The sequence below is a fragment of the Labilithrix sp. genome, assembly GCA_019637155.1.
Classification (GTDB): domain Bacteria; phylum Myxococcota_A; class Polyangia; order Polyangiales; family Polyangiaceae; genus Labilithrix.
Genome location: JAHBWE010000003.1, coordinates 505561 through 525386, shown reverse-complemented (window position 1 = coordinate 525386; position 19826 = coordinate 505561). Strand labels below are relative to the sequence as shown.

Below are 19826 nucleotides of genomic sequence, written 5' to 3'. Positions count from 1 at the left end.
GAACGAAGCGCTGGAACGATCCGATCGAGCCGGACGACGGCTACCGCCTGCTCGTGTGTCGCTACCGTCCGCGCGGCGTCGCGAAGGAGAAGGAGCCGTGGGACGCGTGGTGCAGCGCGCTCTCGCCGAGCGTGGAGCTCCACGCCGACGTCTACGGCAAGGACGGCCGCCCCCGCATCGAGTGGAGCGAATACGAGCGCCGCTTCCTCGTCGAGATGGAGCGCCATCGCTTCTGGATCGACGGCTTCGCCGCCCGCGTCCGCAAAGGCGAGACCATCACCGTGCTCTGCTCCTCCGCCTGCGTCGACCCCGCGCGCTGCCACCGCACGCTGGTGAAGCGCCTCTTCGAGGAAGCCGCGTTCCCGCCCGCTCCGGCGAAGACGCCGTCCGTCATCCGCCGCCGCTGACTCGGCGTGGCCAGAGCGCGTAGAGGAAGAACGGCGCGAACGCGAGCAGCTCGAAGCGCGCCACCGCGAGGCCTTCGCGCGACAGGAAGTGGATCCCGATCGGCGAGACGGGGATCGGGGTCCAGGGGAAGAAGATGCGCTCCGAGTCGAACGGCCAGAGCAGCGCCACGCCGCGCCCGCCGTCCGTCATCGCGTCGAGCGGGCCGTGCGTGAGCACGACGAGCGCCGTGAGCACACCGACGCGAGCCCCGCGTGAGCGAGCGCGCGTCCGGTCGATCGCCTGCCATGCGCCGATGAGCCCGGCGAGAGCACCGAGCAGGAGGGCGGCGATGATCGAGTGCGACGCCCCGCGATGCCCGAACGGCGCCTCGTACGGGATCCCGAGCTCGAAGGAGATCACGTCGGCGTCGGGGAGAAGCGAGGCCGCCGACAGCGCGAACATCCGAAACGCGATCGCCTTCCGATCGCGATCGCGGCGCGCGTAGAGCCGCCCGGCCGCCATCCCGATCGCGACGTGCCCGATGCTCGCCATGGCTCATGCTACGCGACGACAGCACGTCCGCGTCCGAACGTCCGCGGCGCTACCCCGGCGTGAACGAGGGTGGGGGACGGATCGAGAAGCCCGAGGCGTCGATGCGCTTCGTGATCTCGTGGACGACGACGCCCTTGGTCTTGCCCTTGAAGGCGAAGTCGCCGAGGCTCTCGGTGCCGAAGGCGTCGCCGAGCTCCTGCACCACGTCGTCGCTGACGAAGATGCAGGTGTGCTTGCCGTCGCGGGAGCGGTCCTGGATCCGCGCGGCGAGGTTGACCGTGTCGCCGACGACGCCGAACTTCACGCGATCGCGCGAGCCGATGTTGCCCTCGACGATGTCGCCGACGTGGATGCCGATCCCCATGTTCAGCTTCTTCACCTCGGAGCTCTTCGTCTCCTTTTTGAGCTGCCGCAGCGCCTCCTGCATGTCCCACGCGGCGTGGACCGCGGCGAGGGCGCCGTTCTCCTCGTCGCAGCGGAACACCGCGAGGACCGCGTCGCCGATGTACTCGTTGATGTCGCCGCCGCGCCCCGAGATCGCGCGCGTCATCTTGTCGAGGTACTCGTTCAGGAGCGCGACGACCTCCTGCGGCTCGAGCCGCTCCGACATCGCGGTGAAGCCGCGCAGATCGGAGAAGAGGATCGCCGCGCGGACGCGGTGGCCGCCGAGCTCCACCTTGCCGCTCTTGTCGCGCGCGATCTCCTTCCGCGCGCCGGTCGGCACGAACTTCTCGAGGACGCGCTTCTGGCGGAGGCCCGCGAGCATCTCGTTGAAGGCCTGGCTGAGATGCGCGACCTCGTGGTTGCCGTGCACCTCTGCCTCGTTGTCGAGCTCGCCGTCGCCGACGCGCTGCATGAGCGCCGCGAGCTCGATGACCGGTCGCGTGATGCTGCGTGACATGAAATACGCGGCGATGAGGACGGCGACGAGGCTCACCGCGACGCCGACGAGCGCGCGGTCGATCGTGGCGGCGAGGGTCTGGTCGGCGCGCCGGAGCGAGATGCCGACCCGGACGACGCCGAAGCGCTCCGTCGTGAAGCGGAGGTCCTGCGCGACCTCCATGATGCGCTCGCCCCGCACCGCCTCGCGGCCGCCGGCGTCGAGGTCGTGGAGGAGGAACGTCTCGGCGAAGCGCGGCTCGCCCTCCTTCATCGCGGCGCGCGTCACCGCGAGCGGCATCACGTCGGGGACGAAGCGGTCCTCCTGATCGGCGGGGAAGGCGAGGGGGATGCGGTCGACGCGCCGGTCGGTGATGATCACGTAGACGAGGTCGGCGTTCCGCTGCACGAGCAGGTCGGTGACGATGCGGGCTTGGTTCCAGTTCTCGTCGACCACGAACGGCACGAGCGCGAGCGCGAGCGTCTGCGCGACGGACTCGCCCTCCTGGCGCGCCTCCTCGCGGATCAGCTTCCGCGCCGACGACGCCCACTGCCAGAGGACCGCGCCGACGACGGCGGCGATGAGCAGCGTCACCGTCGCGAGGAGGCGCGTGCCGATCGACGCGTACCACGGCACCGTCGTGCGGCTGTTCATCGGCCGCCGTCCTTCATCACGTTCGCGCCGCCGTCCCCCGTCGGCGCGCCCGCGTCGCCGGCGAGGACCTCGATCCGCTCGACGAACGTCGGCCAGGCCTGGTTCTTCGTCGTCGCGGCGCAGTTCTTCGGGAACGCGAGGATGGCGGGGCCGCCCTGCACCGCGGGGATGAGCGCGCGCTCGTCGCCGAAGCGCGTGCCGACGATGATGTCGCAACCCTGCACGTCCGCGATCGGGAGCAGCATCGTCGCGCGCGACGCGACGTCGGCGTGGGGCTTCCGTCCGATCTTCACCTCGCCGTCGCTCGGGAGATCGAGCTTCGCGCCGACCTCGATCACGTCGCGGAGCAGCGGCCCGTGGATCGCGATCCCGGTCGTCGACCAGCGCGAGCGGAAGCCGACCTTGCCCGTCACCGTCTTCTGCGAGAGCCCGTCGAGGTCGTGGAGGTCCAGCTTCTTGCCGCCGACGTCGAGCGCGAGCTTCTCCGTGCCGACGATGAGCGCGGTGACGTAGTACGCGCCGCCCTCGGCCGCCTTCTCGAGCGTCTCCGGGTGGGTCGCGTGCGGCATCACCTCGAGGAGCGGGCCGCCCGTCTTGCGCACGAGCGGCAGGCCGTCCTCCTCGATCGCGAGCATGATCGGGTTCCGCTGGAAGAAGCCGATCGGCCGCGCGGCGCGGTAGCCGTCGGAGGCGACGACCGTGATCTCGTGGCCGCCGGGACCGTCGTCCTCACGCGCCTCGAGCTCGGTGAGCAGGTCGCGGATGACGATGCCGCGGTAGTCGAGGACCTTCTTCACGTCGGCGGTGTGGGTCGGCGACGGCGTCTTGATGTGCGAGGTCGCGCGCTTCTCGATCTCGGCCCACGAGAGCTCCACCCCGCCGTCCTTCACGTTGCCGCGGATCGCGAGCGTCCATTGCTCCGCCTCCGCCTTGCCCGCCTTCGTGTTCTGCGCGTCGTTCTCGGCGCGCACCTCCGCGAGCGCGCGGTCGATCTCGGCGTCGGACGGACTGCGCGTGCAACCCGACGTCGCGATCGCGACGAGGACGAGCCCGAGGACTGGACGCACGGACGAGAGCGTACCCGACTCAGAGCTTCAGCACGTTGCGGAACGCCTGGCTCTCCCGTTCGAGCTCGGCGAAGGTCCCCGCCGCCGCGAGGCGCCCGCCCTCCAGCACGCGCACCTCGTCGGCGCAGCGCACGAGATCGGGATCGTGGCTCACGGTGATGACCACGCGCTCGCGCGCCCACTCCGAGAGGAGCGTCGCGACGCGCGCGCGGGACGACGGGTCGAGCGCGGAGGTGGGCTCGTCGAGGACGAGCACCGGCGTCCGCCGCAGGAGCGCGCGGGTGAGCGCGATGATCTGGCGCTGCCCGCCGGAGAGGCGCGCGCCGCCGCGGCCGACCTTGTAGCCGAGGCCGATGCGGACGAGGTCGGCCTCGTGGCCCTCCGCCGCGAGCGCGTCGAGGAGGACGCGATCGATCCGCCCCTCCGCGCGCGCGTTCGGCGCGTCGGCGCGGCCGAAGACGAGGTTGTCGCGCCAGACGAGGTGGGGATGGAGCGCGGCGGCGTCGAGCGGCACCGACACGTCCGCGAGCAGGGCGCGGAACGGCGCGGGATCGCCGGCCGGCAGCGTCCCGAGCTCGCGCACCTTCGCCGTGAGCGAGACGAGCAGCATCTCGCGGAGCTCCGCGCGCGTGCGCTTGCCTTTGCCGAACGCGAGGACGGCGACGCGCTTCTGCCAGACCGGCTCCTCGATCGCGATCGGCGCGAGCTTCGCGTACGCGCCGAACGAGCCGAGCCCGAGGAGCGCGCGCGTGTCCTCCAGGATCGCCGGCGCCTTCTCGGCGAGGGCCTTGCCGAGCGGCGTCGCGAGGAGCGCGTCGAGGCGGGGGCGCGTCTCCGGCGCGAAGAGCGTGCTCACCACGCGCGTGCGGTCGGCGCGCGAGCTCGCGAGCCGCTCGATGACGGTGTCCTCCGGATCGCGCGCGCCCTCGCCGAACGCGGTCACGGCGAAGCCCTCCGCCTCGAGCCGCGCGCGGAGCTTGGGGCGGAGCTCGGCGATGCGCTCGGCGAGGCGCGCCGGCGCGTCCGCCGGCGGCATCGTGAGCGCCTTGAGCTGGCAGATCGCGGCGAGGCCGGTGCGCGCGACGAGGTCGAGGTCCACCTCCGCCGCGCCGCCGAAGACGAGGTTCTCCGCGATCGTGCCGTCGAGGATCGCGAGCGACTGCGGCATGAGCGTGAGGAACGACGCGCGCTGCGCGGGCGACAGCGCGTCGTAGGCGGCGTCGCCGTACGCGACCGTCCCGCGATCGGCCTTCGCGCGTCCGACGACGAGCTGGAGCAGCGTCGACTTGCCCGAGCCGGCCGCGCCGACGATCGCGGTCCACCGCCCCGGCGGGAAGGTGGTCGTGACGTCGGAGATGCCGCCTTGCTCGCCGCCCTCGGCCGTGCGGTAGCGATAGGTCGCCTCCGTCACCGCGATCGGCACGCGCGCGGTGAGGTCGAGCGCGGGCGCGGCGGCGGGCTCCTCCTCCTCGATCGCGCCGGAGTCGTACTCGATGAGCCGCTTCTCGCTCGTGTCGGCGAGCTGCAGGTTGAGGCGCTGGATGACGAGCTGCGACGCGTTCGTGAAGAGCTCGGGCAGCACCTTCAGCACGACCGGGATCAGCGCGAGGGAGAGGTTCGGCGCGTCGGCCTCGGTGAAGTAGATCGGGATCACGCAGAGCGCGACGAACGCGAGGAGGTACGACGCGCCCGACACCATGTTGAGCTTCTCGCGGAGCCACGAGAACGAGAGGAAGAGCCGCCGCCGCGCGTCCTGCGCCGTCTCGAAGCGATCCTTGATCGGCGCGCGGAGGTCTCCGACCTGCGCCTCCGCGGACGCGCGCAGGAAGTCCTCGAACATCGCCTTCACGCGGTCGTCGTGCTCGAGGTACGCCTTGTCCATCGCCTTCACCGGCTGCGTGAGGCGATGCATCGTCCAGGCGCCGAGCGCGCACGTCGCGATCCCCGCGAGCGCGAGCTTCCAGTCCTCGCGGAGGAAGAAGTAGATGTTGCCCGCGATCAAGAAGAGGGCCTGCCGCTGCTGGTTGCGGAGGTTCCGGCGATCGACGACGCGGCCGATGTCGGCGGAGAGGCGGTTCAGGATCTCCGCCGGCGGGCGCGCGGCGAAGAACGCGTCGTCCTTGCGGAGCAGGTGATCGAGGATCGCCGCCTCGAGGTCGGCGCGCGCGCGTTGCGAGAGCGTCGCGCTCTGGATCCGTCCCGCGACCTCGATCGCGACGCGGCCGACGCGGAGCACGGCGAAGGACGCGAGGATCAGGATCGGGAGGCGGAGGCCCGCGTCGTTCGCGATCGTCGCGAACGCGCGGAGGACGCGGTCGTTCGCGAGCAGCTTGTCGTTCACCGCGAACGCGTTCGAGAGCTCCCGCAGCGCGACCGCCTCGAGGTACACGACGACGCCGCTCGCGATCGCGAACGCACCGAGCTTGAGGAGGCGCGGCCGGTAGAGCGGATGCCAGACCGCGAAGAGGCTCTGCAGGCTGGGGGAAGAGGCCGCCACCGCGACGCCACCTTATCGCAGGCGGCTGCTGCTACGCTCGCGTCGATGCGAGAGGGCCGATGAGCGAGGGCCGCTACCAGGGGTTTTCGTACCCGGAGGGGCTCCTCGTCCTCGACTCGCTCACCGGCGAGGTCACGCTCGTCCCCGCCGACGGGACCGCGCCGCGGCGGCTCCACGGGCCGGCGCTCGCCGCGGCGTCGGCCGTGCCCGCGCCGCCGCCGTCGAGCCGCGACGCGGGCGCGCTCGATCGCGCGGTGGTCGAGACGTACCCGTACCCGGTCGCGATCATCTACGCGCGCCTCCTCGAGGAGCGCGACGCGCGCCAGCGCTGCCGCCTCCTCGTCGACACGTTCGCGACGCTGCTGAAAATCTGGGCGATCGCGCTCGCGAGCGACTACCTCCGCCAGCCCGACCTCCGCGACGCGAACCTCAACGAGCTCCTCGCGCGCGACTTCCAGCGGCCGCTCATCTCGACGTGGCACCTCTTCATCGTGCGCGCGCTCACGGTCTTCCGCACGGAGGGGCGCACGCCGTTCCTCGCCGAGCTCCCCGCCGCGTACGACACGCTGGAGCTGAAGTGCCGGACCCCGTTCCTCGCGCGCACGCGCTTCGAGGACGCCCGCGGCGGCGCGCGCACGCGCGAGTCGAAGCTCGGGAAGATCCAGGCCCTCATCAAGTACCGGAACGGCCTCGCGCACGGGTACAACCTCCCGGTCGCGCGCGCGGAGCAGGACTTCGCGACGTACCAGCCCGTCCTCGCCGAGATCCTCTCCGAGGCGCGCTTCATGACGAAGTACCCGCTCCACGCCGACGGCGTCGCGCTCGTGGGCGCGCGCCCGAGCGGCGAGCGGACGTCGACCGACGCGCAGGTGTGGCTCGCGGATCCGCGCCGGGACGCGACGCTGCCGCTCGAGGCGATCTCGGCGCTCGAGGTGCCGGAGGACGCGAGCCACGCGGTGTCCGGCCTCGAGCGCGACCTCTTCTTCTTCGAGGGCAACACGCGGAGCGCGATGCTCTACGCCTCCGCGCTCGGGGAGCAGGTCGAGAAGCAGCACCCCGTCGAGCGCTGGCGCGCGCTGCTCGAGGCGAAGGCGATCGACGTCCAGGTCCAGCGCAAGGACCGGCTCGATCTGGCCGGCCTCCGTGCGGCGGGGGAGCGCGTCACGAGGGCGACGCTCTCCGCGCTCGTCGCGTCGGGCAAGTACCTCCCCGAGATCGGCTTCCGCCCCGCCGGCGTCGCCGACCTCGTCACGCAGCTCGAGCTCGGCGATCACCGCGGCGTCGTGTTCGCGGGCGACAACGGCTCCGGCAAGTCGACCCTCGTCGCGAGCATCGCGTCGGAGCGGCTCGCCGCCGGCGACGTCGTCCTCTTCTACCGCGCGTCCGCGCTCCTCGACCCCGACCTCCAGGCCCGCGTCGTGCGCGACCTCGGGGTGCGCGATCTCTTCTTCGAGGACCTCCTCGTCGCGGCCGATCCGCTCTTTTCGGACGGGACGCGCCTCCGCGTCATCGTCGACGGCGTGAACGAGCACCCCGGCGAGATCGCCGCCCTCGTCGCCGCGATCGACGCGATGGTGAAGCAGGCGACCGATCATCCCTGGTTCCGCCTCGTCGCCACGATCGCGACCGCGGCGGCGGAGCGGCTCCCGCACGACGCCCGCTTCGGCAACGCGTTCGGCGCGCGCTGGCTCACCGCCGGCCCCGAGCGCTCGGTGCTCGTCCCGATGCCGCCGCTCGCGGACACGGAGGTCGGCGTCCTCTACGAGCGCTACCGCGCGTGGACGCCGCCGCCGGAGCGCGAGGACGAGCGGGCGTTCCGGCCGCTCACGTCGTTCGAGGAGCTCGCGGCGGGCGGGCGCTCCACCGTCGCGATGATGCGGAGCCCGCTCATGCTCCGCCTCCTCGCCTCCGCGTTCGACGGCAAGCCGCTCGATCCGGAGCTCTCCTACGACGAGGCGATGCGGCTCTATTTCGAGCAGGTCGTCGTCGGCGGCGCGCGCTGGGACCGCGCCGCGTTCTTGAAGGCGCTCGTCGTCGAGCTCGACGCGGTGTCGAGCGACACGATCGCGCGCGACGCGCTCTACGACGTGCCGGCGCTGAAGCGGAGCGTGCAGAATACACAGAAAGACTCCGTCTACGTGCAGCTCCTCGATCTCGGGATCCTCACCGAGCAGTGGGATCGCGATCGCTGCCTCGTGCGCTTCGGCTTCGCGCGGCTCTTCGAGCACCTCCTCGCCGATCTCCACGCCCCGCGGACGCGCGAGGCGTACGGCGTGCTCGAGCTCGCGCGCCGCTCCTCGTGGTTCGCGCCGCTCGGCGGGGCGGCCTCTTCGACCCTCGCGGCGCAGTGCCGGGCGGGCGACACCGCGGTCCTCGTCCAGGCGCTCGGCCTCGCCGACGCGATGGACCCCGCCGCGATGGAGCGGGGCGCGCTCCACCTCGTCGCGCGCGCGGTCATCGATCGCCTCGCGCGCGAGGCCGGTCCGCTCGAGCGCGTGCTCGCCGCCTTCGCCGCGCATCCCACCGGCCTCGGGCTCAAGGTCCTCCTCGGCGCGTTCGACGTGCTCTTCGCGCAGGGCGAGGTCGCGAGCGCGATGGCGATCGCGGTCACGGCGAGCGAGATCGCGGCCGCGCGCGAGGACGGGCTCGGCGTCGCGCAGGCGCGCTACGGCCGCGCGCGCATCCATCACCAGCGCGGCGAGCTCGACGAGGCGAGCGCGCTCTTCGGCGAGGTCCGCGCGGCGGCGCAGGTCCACGGCGAAGGCGCGTCGCTCCTCGCGCGTCGGGCGGCGATCAAGGAGGGGGAGATCCTCCGCGCGCGCGGGCGCGCCGAGGAGGCGCGGGCTCTCTTCGAGGAGGCGGCCGACGCGCTCCAGGCGCTCGGCGCGATCGCGGACGCGGCGGAGGCGCGGCGGCAGCAGGCGATCACGGCGGAGGCGCAGCGCCGCCTCGACGACGCCCGCGCGATCGCGAAGGACGCGCTCGCCCTCGCGGAGCGCGCGGGGAACCCCAGCGTCGAGACGCAGTGTCTCCTCTCGAGCGGCGTCTTCGCGTGGAAGGCGGGCGACCTCGCCTCGGCGACGCTCGCTTACGAGCGCGCGCTCCGCCTCGCGGAGGCGGAGGGCCACGCGCGCAACGTCGCCGTCGTCCTCGCGAACCTCGGCATCCTCGCGCACGAGCGCGGCGAGTGGTCCTCGGCGGTGGAGTACACCGCGCGCCAGCACGCGATGGCGGAGCGGATCGAGAACCGCTCCCTCATCGCGTCGTCGCTCCAGAACCTCGGCGTGTTCCGCTTCGAGGCGGGCGACGTCGAGGGCGCTTCGCGTTCGCTCGAGCGTGCGCAGGCCGCGTTCACCGCGCTCGGAGAGCACGCGCACGTCGCCACCTCGCTCGTGAACCAAGCCGCGATCGCGCTCCATCGCGGCGCGGCGCGGGAGGCCGCGTCGATGCTCGCGACCGCGATCGACCTCGGTCGCGAGCACGAGAACCCGGACGCGCGCCTCGACGCGCTCTGGCTCCGCGCGAACCTCGCCCTCGACGAGGGCGATCGCGCCGCCGCCCGCTCCTGGCGCGACACCTTCGCGGCGGAGCGCCCCGACTCCGCGCGCCGCGGCGCCCAGCTCGCCGCCCTCGATCTCCGCTTCGACCCGAGCAGCCCGCCCGCGCGGTGGACGGAGATCCGCGCCGCCTTCGACGACGCGCGGCCGCTCCCGGAGGTGCACGAGCTCCCGATCGACGCCGCGCTCGCGCTCGGCGATCCGGCCGCCGCCACGGTCGCGCTCGCGTGGCTCCGCGGGCGTCCGCATCGCCATCGCGACGTGCTCGCCGTGCGAAGTCGCGTAGCATCGAGCGCGTGAAGCGCCTGCTCCTCCTCCTCGCTCTCGTCGCCGCCTGCAGCGGCGGGCGCGACACCACGACGGCGAAGAACGTGTCGAGCCTCGACCATGACAAGCTCGTGTGCAAGGTCGACGAAGGTCCGCTCTCCGCCGCCTTCCTCCGGCCCGAGCAGCGCGCCGATCTCGAGCTCGCGCTCCGCGACGGGATCGCGCTCGTGCACCTCGACGGATGCAACCTCGCGCTCGTCGGCGGATGCCGCGTCGCCACCCACTACGAAGAGAAGACGGAGGCGCCCGTCGACGACGCGATCGAGGTGCGGAGCCGCCGCGACCTCGCGCGCGTGCTCGACGCCGATCGCGCCGCGATCGCGATGGACCGCCACCACGGCGTCGAGATCCACACCCGCACGGTGAAGCAGCTCGAGGTCGACGGCGCCAACGTCGGCTCGGCGGCGCTGACGGGGTCGAGCTGCGACCGCGTCACGCACGCCGTGAGGAAGGTGTCGTTCGGCGCCTTCGTCGTGACGGCGCCGGGCGCGGGCGGCATGTCCGCCCCCGAGGACAAGGTCATCGCCGCCGAGCGCGACGGCGTCGTCGCGGTGGAGCTCAAGCCGCTCGGCGGCCGCGGCGGCGAGATGAAGCAGGGCCCGCAGCAGACCGGCATCATCGCTCCGCACTGATAGGCTCTTCCCATGAACGCCGCGCAACGCGCCGAGGTGCTGGCGCACGCACGTGTCTTCGCCCAGATCCCGCGGGGCGATCTCGCGGTCCTCGCCGAGATGATGCAGACGGAGTCGTTCCTGAAGGGGAACACCGTGGTCGAGGTCGGCGAGCCGGCCGATCGCGTGTACGTCGTCGCGTCGGGGACGCTCTCCGTCTACGTGCCGGGGACCGCCACGCGCGCGCGCCAGCTCCGCGCCGGCGACGTGCTCGGCGAATACGGCATGGTCGCCTCCGCCGCGCGCACGGCGACGGTGAAGGCGGACGAGGACTCGGTGCTCCTCTCCTTGGATTACGAGCGGTTCCACGAGTACCTCGTGCGGTTCCCGCAGGCGCTGTGGGTCCTCTTCGAGGGCGCGGCGCGGCGCCTGTTCGAGGCGGAGCGCCGATCGAGTTAACTCGGTATCCGAATGCGGACAGAAGAAATGTCTCCGCGTGCCGTCAGGACGCCGGGAACCCGTGCGTCCTTCGAGCACGGAAGAGGCGAGAGCGATGGTCGTTGACACGAGCTGCGGCAATCGAAACACTCGCAAATTCTCGCAAGTGCTGAACTGCGAAAGAGTCGCTAGGAGAGAACCATGACCGAAGGTGTGAAGAAGGGAACGAAGATCACGGAAGACGAGGCGAAGGGCCTGGATCGCGCGCAGATGGGCGTCGCGATCACCGGCACCGCCGAGGTCGAGGGACAGGACCGCTACATCGGCCGCGTCGAGTGCCCCTGGTGCGGCAACATCGGCCGCGCCGTCCTCGACACGGACGTCTACAAGTGGTTCATGTGCGGCTCCTGCGGCCGCGCGTTCCGCGCCTGATAGGCAGTGGAGAAGAAGAAGGGCGGTGGGCCTCCTCGGAGCGAGGAGCTCCCGCCCGTTCCTTATGGCAAGCTCTTTCGCTGGGGATGGATCGTCGTTCGCGGCGCGTTCTTCGCGTTCGCGGTCTCGACGCTCCTCGGCATCGTCAACCTCCTCATCCAGCAGCTGCAGGCGCAGCTCGTCGGCGCGATCGTCAGCCGGCTCCAGACCGCGGGCATGCCCGAAGGCGCCGCGAAGAGGGGAGAGGGCGACCTCCTCTCCGCCCTCATCCCCGCGCAGCCGACCCACGCGTTCGGGTTCCTCGCGGCGCTCACGGTGGGCGGCGTCCTCACGATCCTCGCCGAGCGCGCGACGACGACGTGGTCCGACACGCTCATGCTCGCGCGGCTCCAGCGCAAGCTCCACGATCGGCTCCTCGAGCTCGGCCCGAGCTACCACTCGGAGCACGCGTCCGGCGAGACGACGGCGATCGTGTGGCGCTACGCGAACGGCGCGCAGATGCTCCTGCGTGACCTCGTCTCGTTCCCGGTCGTGCGCGGCATCGGCCTCGCGACCGCGGTCGTCCTCATCTTCCAGAACCTCGCGCGCCTCGGCGACACGCCGCTCGTCTTCAAGCTGGTGCTGCTCGCGGGCGTGCTCGCGACGCCGATCATCAGCGCGCGCGGCGCGAAGGGCCTCCGCGCCGCCTTCCAGAAGGTGCGCGCGAGCGACGTCGCCGCGAACGAGGAGCTCCAGAACTCCCTCGCCGCGCCGCTCGAGGTGCAGCTCATGGGCGCGATCCCGCAGCGCTCGAAGGCCTTCGGCGATCGCGCGCTCGCGCACGCACGGAACCGCCTCCGCGCCTCGATGAAGAACGACCTCGCGGGGCAGGCGCGCTCCAGCATCCCGCGCCTCCTGCAGCTCGGGTTCCTCGGCTACGGCATCATGCTCGCGACGCAGTCGGGCGATCCCGCCGCCGCGGGCGCGGTCGTCGCGGTCCACGCGCTGGTGCCGCTCGCGCTCCAGCCGCTGCAGGACCTCGTCATGTTCTTCAACAGCATCGGGATGGCGTGGCCCGAGTGCGAGAGCGTCATCGAGATCCTCGAGCGCCCCACCGACGTGAGCGATCCGGCCGATCCGAAGCCGCTCCCCGCGGGCTCCTCGCCGATCGTCCTCGACGACGTGGTCTTCACGTACCCGGGGCGCGCGAAGCCGGTGCTCGATCACGTGTCGTTCACGTTCGACGCCGGCAAGTGCTTCGCGATCGTCGGCGCGTCCGGCTCCGGCAAGTCGACGATCATGTCGCTCGTCGCGCGCCTCTCGGATCCGGCCTCGGGCCGCGTCCGCATCGGCGCGACCGACCTCAAGAGCGTGCGCCTCGCCGATCTCCGCAAGAAGGTCGTCCGCGTCGCGCAGTTCCCGCTCTTCGTCGCCGACACCGTGCGCGCGAACTTCCAGCTCGCGAAGGCCGACGCGACCGACGAGGAGATCGAGGAGGTCGCGCGCGCGACCGGGCTCTGGGACGTCCTCACGAGCGCGAGCCCCTCCGCGCCGCTCGACACGCTCCTCCCGCGCGACGTCGCGCAGGGCCTCTCCGGCGGCCAGCGCCGCCTCCTCGCGGTGTCGCGCGCGCTCTTGCTGAAGCCGTCCGTGCTGCTCCTCGACGAGCCCTCCGCCGGCCTCGACAACATCACGCTCCAGAAGCTCATTCGCTTCCTCAAGACGCAGACCGAGGGCCTCACCGTCCTCGTCATCGATCACGACCTCGAGGGCTTCGTCGCGAAGATCGCGGACGGCATCGCGATCCTCGAGGATGGCAAGATCGCGCTCTCCGGAACGCACGACGAGCTGATGAAGTCGGACAACCTCTACAAGCGCCTCGTCGAGGCGCCGAACAAGGAGGCGCTCGCTCCGCCTCCGGCCGCGGCCCCAATCCCGAAGCCGGCGTCGATGCTCGAGGGTATGATGACCGAGATTGACCCGCCGATGATGGACGAGGTCGACATGCCGCCGATGAAGAAAGAGAAGAAGGAGAAGAAGGGATGACGCAGCCGAGTGAGCTCCTCTCGCTGCTCGCGATCGAGCCGGCGAGCGCGGAGGAGCGGGTCCTTCGCGTCCTCATCGAGCTCGGCGCGCAGGTCGTCGACGCAGAGGAGGGATCGCTCCTCGTCCACGACACCGCGAAGAACGACCTCGTCTTCGCGATGACGGTCGGCGGACCCGAGGTGCTGATCGGCCAGCGGCTCGCGCTCGGGCAGGGCCTCACCGGCCTCGCCGCCGCGACGCGCGAGGTGCAGATCGGCGCGCCCACCTTCCAGGGCGTCGTGCAGGAGAAGGGGCCGGAGGCGGTCATCGCCGCGCCGATGCTCGTCGGCGACGACCTCATCGGCGTCATCACCGCGGTCAGCTTCGCGAAGGGCAAGCGCTTCAGCGGGCGCGACGGCGACCTCTACGCCCGCCTCGCCGCGGTCGCGGGCGTCGTCGTCGATCAGCGGCGCCACCTGAACGCGGCGGCGGGCAAGGCGCAGGCGCAGGCGCAGAACAGCGTCGAGGCCGGGATCGCCACGTCGATCGCGCGGATCGCGAAGCACCGGCCCGACGCGCTCACGCGGCTCGCGACGATCGTGGCCGAGGTCGAGGCGCTCGCGTCCGGGCCCGGGGCCGACCTGGAGATTTGACGATGCCGTCGCCGATCGAGAAGGTCCTCGCCGAGCGCATCGAGGACCTTCGGAAGCGGGAGCTGCCGCCGGTCGAGGTCGCCGTCCTCGACAGCGGCGTCGACGCGACCCACCCGGACCTCGAGCCGCGCGTCGTCAAGGCGCTCGCGGCGGTGACGAAGGACGACAAGACCGAGGTCGTCACCCACGGCCTCGCGAACCACGACACGTACGGCCACGGCACCGCGGTCTCGAGCATCATCTCGCACGTCGCGCCGAACGCGCGCATCGTCGACTACCGCGTCCTCGGCCCCGACAACACCGGCGCGGGCGACGCGCTCCTCGCCTGCCTCCGCCACGCGGTGGATGCAGGTTACAAGGTGATCAACATGAGCCTCGCCGCGAAGGCGAGCTTCGGCCCGCAGCTCCTGCCGCTCTGCGACAAGGCGTACCGCAACGGCCAGGTCATCGTCGCGGCGAAGCGGAACATGCCGCTCGGCGACCTCGGCTACCCCGCCGAGATCAGCACCGTCGTGAGCGTCGACCGCACGAAGTTCGAGGCGCCGTGGGCGGTGCGCTACGTGCCGGCGAGCATCATCGAGTACATCGGTCACGGCGACGACGTGCACGTCGCGGCCCCCGGCGGCGGCTACACCACGAAGACCGGCACCTCCTTCGCCACCCCCGCGATCAGCGGCGTCGTCGCGCTCCTCCTCGGCGCGTACCCGGAGCTCCGGCCCTTCGAGGTGAAGACGGTGCTCCGCGCGTGGTCGCAGGAGCTCGTGTGATGCAGCTCGCGGCCTGGCTCACGATGGTGTCGGATCCAGGGCTCGCGGCGCGTGAGCGGAACGGCGTCTTCGCGCGTATCCACGCGACGGTGAACGGCTGGGCGAAGCCGTACCTCTTCCGCGTCGCGCCGTGCCGCCTCGGCGAAGACGACGTCGACGAGGCGGTGCAGCACCTCCTCACCCGCTGCGCGCTCGGCTCCGCGCGCTTCAAAGGCAAGACGGAGGGGGAGGCCCATGCATGGTGCATGCGTGTCCTCGCCAACAAGGGCCGCGACATCTGCCGCGCGCGCCGGCGGCTCGTCACCGGCCAGCTCGACGCGGGCGACGACGACGACGATCGGCCGCGCGTCGCGGAGCCCTCGGTCGATCCGGACAACACCGCGCTCGCGGTGCGCGCGATCGAGGCCGTGTTCGCCGCGATCCACGCGGAGCTGCCGCGCCTGCACCGCAAGCAAGACGTCGACGGCATCGTGCGCTCGGTGCGCGTCCACGTCGAAGCGCGCATGGGCGCGACGATCGAGGAGCAGTGCGCGACCTACGCCGCCGACGAGGCTCCGCCGGGCCAGGCGCCGTCGACGAAGGCGCAGAACCGCGTCTATCAGTATCGAAACCGCGGGCGAAAGGCGGCGTGCGAGGCGCTCTCGTCGCTCGTCGCGCAAGGCCGCTTCGCGCCCGAAGACGTGGAGGAGGCGCGGCGCCTCCTCGGATGTGACGTCGCCGACGGCGGCGCCACCGCGGCGAAGGTGCTGTCGTGACGTCAGGTCTCGAATGCAACGAGCGTCCGAGGAGGACTGCATGACGCGCCTCGAAGCGACCCTCTCGCGTGCGCTCGCCGCGTCGCCGATCACCGCCGCGGAGCGCGCGACGCTCGGCGAGGCGACCGCGATCGACGCAGGCAACGCGGTGGTGCTCGGGCGGCTCCTTCGTCTCGGCGTCCTCCGCTCCACCGAACGCGACGAGCTGCGAAAGTTCCCGGCCGACGCGTCGGTCCTCGAAGGTGTCGCGAACGCGGAGCTCGATCGCTTCGATCGTTCCAAGCCGGCGCTCGCGGATCTCGTCACCGCGCGCGACGCGGCGGAGAGCGTGCTCGTCCTCCTCGGCGCGCTCGAGCAAGAGGACGCGGAGCGCCGGGTCTTCGCGCGCGTCGCGAAGGTCGACGAGACCATGCTCCTCCGCCGCGACGAGTGGGGAGCGACCGCGGTCGCCCCCGTCTCGCCGTGGCTCACGCGCCTCGCCGAGCAGGACGCGAGCACGTGGTGGCTCGATCTCGTCGCCCTCGGCGCGCTCCGCTCGCGTCTCGGGGCGTTCCCGCTCGCGCACGCGTTCCAGGGCGGCCCGCGCGCGCCGCTCACGCTGCGTCGCTCCGCGCGGGCGGCGCAGGCCGACCTCCGCGTCTACGCCGAGGTGGTGGGGATGGAGGACGATCCCGCGCGCGCCGCGGTGGAGCGCGGCGCCGTGATCGCGCGACTCTTCGACGGCGACGTCGAGGTCTTCGCGATCGGCCTCCGCGCCGATCAGGAAGATCTCCCCGCGGGCCTGTGCGTCGCGCGCGCGAGCGGCGGCAGCGAGGGGATCGAGGCGGTGGAGATCCGCGGCGTCGATCCCGCGCTCGGCGGCAAGAGCGCGTCGGGCTGGTGGGCGCCGCTGCCGCCGGACCTCACCGGGCCGCAGGAGCTGGTCGTCCGCGTCGCGGGGCGCGAAGAGGTCCTCGCGCTCGACCTCACGTCGTAGCCGCATCTTGTAGCTGGGCGATGGGGCGACTAGACCTCGCTCCATGGCGATCTCCTACCGCGAGGCCGGCGTCGACATCGATGCAGGTGACGAGCTCGTCGAGCGCATCAAGCCGTTCGCGAAGGCGACGCGCATCCCCGAGGTGCTCGCCGACGTCGGCGGTTTCGCCGGTCTCTGCGCGGTCCCGGGCGGCATCGAAGACCCCGTCCTCGTGAGCGGCACGGACGGGGTGGGCACGAAGCTGAAGGTCGCGTTCCTCACCGGCATCCACGACACGATCGGCTTCGACCTCGTCGGCATGTGCGTGAACGACGTCGTGACGACGGGCGCGCGCCCGCTCTTCTTCCTCGACTACTTCGGGACGGGCAAGCTCGAGCTCGGCGTCGCGGCGAAGGTCATCGAGGGGATCGCGGCGGCGTGCAAGGAGTCGGGCTGCGCGCTCCTCGGCGGCGAGACGGCGGAGCTCCCGGGCATGTACGCGCCGGGCGAGTACGATCTCGCGGGCTTCGTGGTCGGCGTCGTCGCGAGGAAGAAGATCGTCGACGGCAAGCGCGTCGCCGCGGGCGACAAGGTGATCGGCGTCGCGTCGAGCGGCCTCCACTCGAACGGCTACTCGCTCGCGCGCCGCGTCCTCTTCGACGCGATGAAGCTCGCGCCCTCCGACAAGCCCGCCGCGCTCGGTGGGGTGTCGGTCGGCGAAGCGCTCCTCGCGCCGACGCGTCTCTACGCGCGCCACGTCCGCGCGGTGCTCGACGCAGGCGTCGACGTCCGCGCGATGAGCCACATCACGGGCGGCGGCTTGCCGGGCAACCTCCCGCGCGTCTTGCCGGAGGGCCTCGGCGTGCGCCTCCCGCCGTCGCGCTGGGCGCGTCCTGCCATCCTCGATCTCATCGCTGCCCAGGTGGAGGAGCGCGAGCTCCGTCGCGTCTTCAACCTCGGCGTGGGCTTCGTCTTCGTGGTGCCGGCCGCGGACGCGGACAGAGCGCGCGCCGCGATCGCGGAGCCGACCATCGATCTCGGCGAGGTCGTGTCTCTCCCCGCCGGCACCGACTTCGAAGCGCGGGTCGTCTTCCCGTGAAGCCGTCGTTCACGCTCGGCGTGCTCGTGTCCGGCACCGGCACGAACCTGCAGGCGATCCTCGACGCGATCGCGGAGGGCACGCTCGAGGCGAGGGTCGGCGTCGTCGTCTCCAACGTCGCGACGGCGAAGGCGCTCGATCGCGCGAAGGCGGCGAAGGTCCCCGCGATCGTGGTCGATCACCGGGCGTTCGACGATCGGGCTTCCTTCGACGCCGCGATCGTCGAGGTCCTTCGCTCGCACGGCGCCGACTGCGTGGTCCTCGCGGGCTTCATGCGCCTCGTCACGTCGACGCTCCTCGACGCGTACCCGAACCGGATCGTGAACGTGCACCCCGCGCTGCTCCCGTCGTTCCCGGGCACGCACGCGCAGCGTCAGGCGCTCCTGTACGGCGTGGGCCTCTCGGGCTGCACGGTGCACTTCGTCGACGCGGGCGTCGACACGGGGCCGATCATCGCGCAGGGCCCGGTGCCGGTGCTCGACGACGACGACGAGGCGAGCCTCTCCGCGCGCATCCTGGCGAAGGAGCACGAGCTCTTGCCGAAGGTCCTGCAGTGGATCGCGGACGGACGCGTCACGATCGAGCAGCCCGCGGGCGGCCGGCCGCGGGCGCGGGTGAGGCGTTGAGCAGCTCGAAGCACTACGACGTCGTGGTGCTCGGCGGCGGCATCGGCGCGCTCACCGCGGCGGCGCTCCTGGCGCGTCGCTCCTGGCGCGTGCTGGTCCTCGGGCAGGGCTGGCGCCGCCCCACCTATGCGTACGACGGCATCACGCTGGCGCGTCGTCCCTTCACGTTCCTCTCCGCGTCGTCGCCGGCGTGGGGCCGCGTCCTCGTCGAGCTGGCGCAGTCGCAGACCTTCCGCCGCCGCCTCTCGTCGCTCGACCCGATGCTGCAGGTCCTCGCGCCGGACATCCGTCTCGATCTCCCCCCCGACACGCAGCTCTTCGCGCGCGAGATCGACCGCGAGTTCCCGGCGGTGCGCCGCGTCGTCGACGACCTCTACGCCGAGCTCGCGCGCAAGAACGCCGACGCGGACGCGGCCTTCGAGCGCGACGCGGTGTGGCCGCCGGGCGGCTTCTGGGAGCGCCGCGAGACCGCGCGCGCCCTCGCGTCCCTGCCGTACCTGGACGGCGCGGACTTCCTCGCGGAGCTCCCCCGCGACCACGCCTTCCGCGAGGTCGTCACCGCGCCGGCGCGCTTCGCCTCCGACCAGGCCGGCCCGCTCCCCCCCTTCGCGATCGCGCGCCTTCACGGCGCATGGACGCGCGGCGTGCATCGCCTCTCCGGCGGCGAAGACGAGCTGTCGGAGTTCCTCCTCGAGCGAGTGCGCGCGCACGGCGGCGACACGCGCCTCAACGACCGCGCGCGCGCGATCGTGCACAAGGGCGGCAAGGTCCGCGGCGTGATCGTCGACGGCGACGAGACCCCCACCGGTGTGACGTTCGTGGTCTCCGATCTCCCGACCGCAAGTCTGATGGAGCTCGCGCCCGACGTGGACGCGGACCCCGACGAGAAGTCGCCGCTGGTCGAGCCGGCGGGCGCGCGCTTCGTCGCGTCGTTCGTGGTGCGCCCGGAGGGCTTGCCGGCGGAGCTCGCGGCAGAGTCGTTCCTGCTCCCGAAGTCGGGGCGCGCGGTGCATCTCCAGAAGAGCCCGCTTTCCCCGGACGGCCACGTCCTCCTCGTCGCGGAGTCGCTGCTCGACGCCGATGCCAACGCCGACGCCGGCGCGCACGGCGTGACGCGCGCCCGCGAGGAGATCCTGTCGACGGTGATGACGCTCCTCCCGTTCGTGGAGCGCCACCTGGTGCTCTGCGACTCACCGCACGACGGCCGTCCGCTCTGGGACTTCCGCTCCCCGAGCGCGGGCGACCCGCAGGTGGGCGACAAGAGCTGGAACCTACGGGCGCAGCACGTCGATCGCGCGCGGCTGCGCGGGGCGGGCGCATCGTTGGAGCCGGAGGCGATGGTCCCACGCTTCCGCGTCACGCGCCCGGCGCTGGAGGGCCTCGCCGGCGAGGCGATCCGAGCGCCGCTGGGCAACGTGTTCGTGACGGGCAAGAGCGTGCTCCCGTCATTGGGCCAGGAAGGCGAGCTCCTCGCCGCATGGGGCGTAGCACGCGTCATCACGCGCACGGACCGTCGCAAGGAGAAGATGCTCCGCGAGATGTGGAGCAAGGTGGAGCTGTCGTGA

Annotated in this window: 17 protein-coding genes; 13 read left to right on the top strand and 4 right to left on the bottom strand. The window is 72.1% G+C overall.

Annotated elements, in window-relative coordinates:
- The first annotated feature begins 23 nt into the window (after positions 1-23).
- Positions 24-407, top strand: a complete 384-nt coding sequence (locus KF837_08545) for a DUF488 family protein (protein MBX3227348.1) — start codon at positions 24-26, stop codon at positions 405-407.
- Here KF837_08545 and KF837_08540 read toward each other — a convergent pair.
- From KF837_08540 to KF837_08525, 4 genes are read right to left on the bottom strand one after another with little or no spacing between them, the layout of a single operon-like run.
- Positions 391-939, bottom strand: coding sequence for a metal-dependent hydrolase (locus KF837_08540; protein ID MBX3227347.1), 549 nt, complete (start codon positions 937-939; stop codon positions 391-393). The genes KF837_08545 and KF837_08540 overlap by 17 nt on opposite strands.
- A 49-nt stretch (positions 940-988) precedes the next feature.
- Positions 989-2473: a HAMP domain-containing protein gene (locus KF837_08535; GenBank protein MBX3227346.1), complete on the bottom strand. Its 1485-nt coding sequence runs from the start codon at positions 2471-2473 to the stop codon at positions 989-991.
- On the bottom strand, positions 2470-3540 hold the full coding sequence (locus KF837_08530) for a hypothetical protein (protein MBX3227345.1): 1071 nt from the start codon (positions 3538-3540) through the stop codon (positions 2470-2472). Before KF837_08530 ends, KF837_08535 begins: the two co-directional genes overlap by 4 nt.
- Before the next feature lie 19 nt (positions 3541-3559).
- Positions 3560-6037, bottom strand: a complete 2478-nt coding sequence (locus KF837_08525; GenBank protein MBX3227344.1) for an ATP-binding cassette domain-containing protein — start codon at positions 6035-6037, stop codon at positions 3560-3562.
- Positions 6038-6096: 59 nt separating this feature from the next.
- Between KF837_08525 and KF837_08520 the strand changes: the two genes are divergently transcribed.
- The 12 genes from KF837_08520 to KF837_08465 all read left to right on the top strand — a co-directional run bounded on the left by KF837_08520 (position 6097) and on the right by KF837_08465 (position 19826).
- Positions 6097-9894: a hypothetical protein gene (locus KF837_08520; GenBank protein ID MBX3227343.1), complete on the top strand. Its 3798-nt coding sequence runs from the start codon at positions 6097-6099 to the stop codon at positions 9892-9894.
- A complete protein-coding gene (locus KF837_08515) occupies positions 9891-10553 on the top strand; it encodes a hypothetical protein (GenBank protein MBX3227342.1) in 663 nt (220 codons plus the stop codon). Before KF837_08520 ends, KF837_08515 begins: the two co-directional genes overlap by 4 nt.
- A gap of 12 nt (positions 10554-10565) precedes the next feature.
- Positions 10566-10991, top strand: coding sequence for a cyclic nucleotide-binding domain-containing protein (locus KF837_08510; GenBank protein ID MBX3227341.1), 426 nt, complete (start codon positions 10566-10568; stop codon positions 10989-10991).
- Between the two features lie 180 nt (positions 10992-11171).
- On the top strand, positions 11172-11402 hold the full coding sequence (locus KF837_08505) for a hypothetical protein (GenBank protein ID MBX3227340.1): 231 nt from the start codon (positions 11172-11174) through the stop codon (positions 11400-11402).
- A gap of 6 nt (positions 11403-11408) precedes the next feature.
- Positions 11409-13427, top strand: coding sequence for an ABC transporter ATP-binding protein (locus KF837_08500; GenBank protein ID MBX3227339.1), 2019 nt, complete (start codon positions 11409-11411; stop codon positions 13425-13427).
- Positions 13424-14059, top strand: coding sequence for a GAF domain-containing protein (locus KF837_08495; protein MBX3227338.1), 636 nt, complete (start codon positions 13424-13426; stop codon positions 14057-14059). Before KF837_08500 ends, KF837_08495 begins: the two co-directional genes overlap by 4 nt.
- A gap of 2 nt (positions 14060-14061) precedes the next feature.
- A complete protein-coding gene (locus KF837_08490) occupies positions 14062-14826 on the top strand; it encodes a S8 family serine peptidase (GenBank protein ID MBX3227337.1) in 765 nt (254 codons plus the stop codon).
- On the top strand, positions 14826-15581 hold the full coding sequence (locus KF837_08485; protein ID MBX3227336.1) for a hypothetical protein: 756 nt from the start codon (positions 14826-14828) through the stop codon (positions 15579-15581). The genes KF837_08490 and KF837_08485 overlap by 1 nt, the downstream gene beginning before the upstream one ends.
- Before the next feature lie 13 nt (positions 15582-15594).
- Positions 15595-16557, top strand: a complete 963-nt coding sequence (locus KF837_08480) for a hypothetical protein (GenBank protein MBX3227335.1) — start codon at positions 15595-15597, stop codon at positions 16555-16557.
- A gap of 43 nt (positions 16558-16600) precedes the next feature.
- A complete protein-coding gene (gene purM / locus KF837_08475) occupies positions 16601-17635 on the top strand; it encodes a phosphoribosylformylglycinamidine cyclo-ligase (GenBank protein ID MBX3227334.1) in 1035 nt (344 codons plus the stop codon).
- Complete coding sequence (locus tag KF837_08470; GenBank protein ID MBX3227333.1) at positions 17632-18261, top strand: phosphoribosylglycinamide formyltransferase; 630 nt, start codon at positions 17632-17634, stop codon at positions 18259-18261. Before purM ends, KF837_08470 begins: the two co-directional genes overlap by 4 nt.
- Entirely contained in the window at positions 18258-19826 is a 1569-nt protein-coding gene (locus KF837_08465; protein MBX3227332.1) for a phytoene dehydrogenase, read from the top strand. The genes KF837_08470 and KF837_08465 overlap by 4 nt, the downstream gene beginning before the upstream one ends.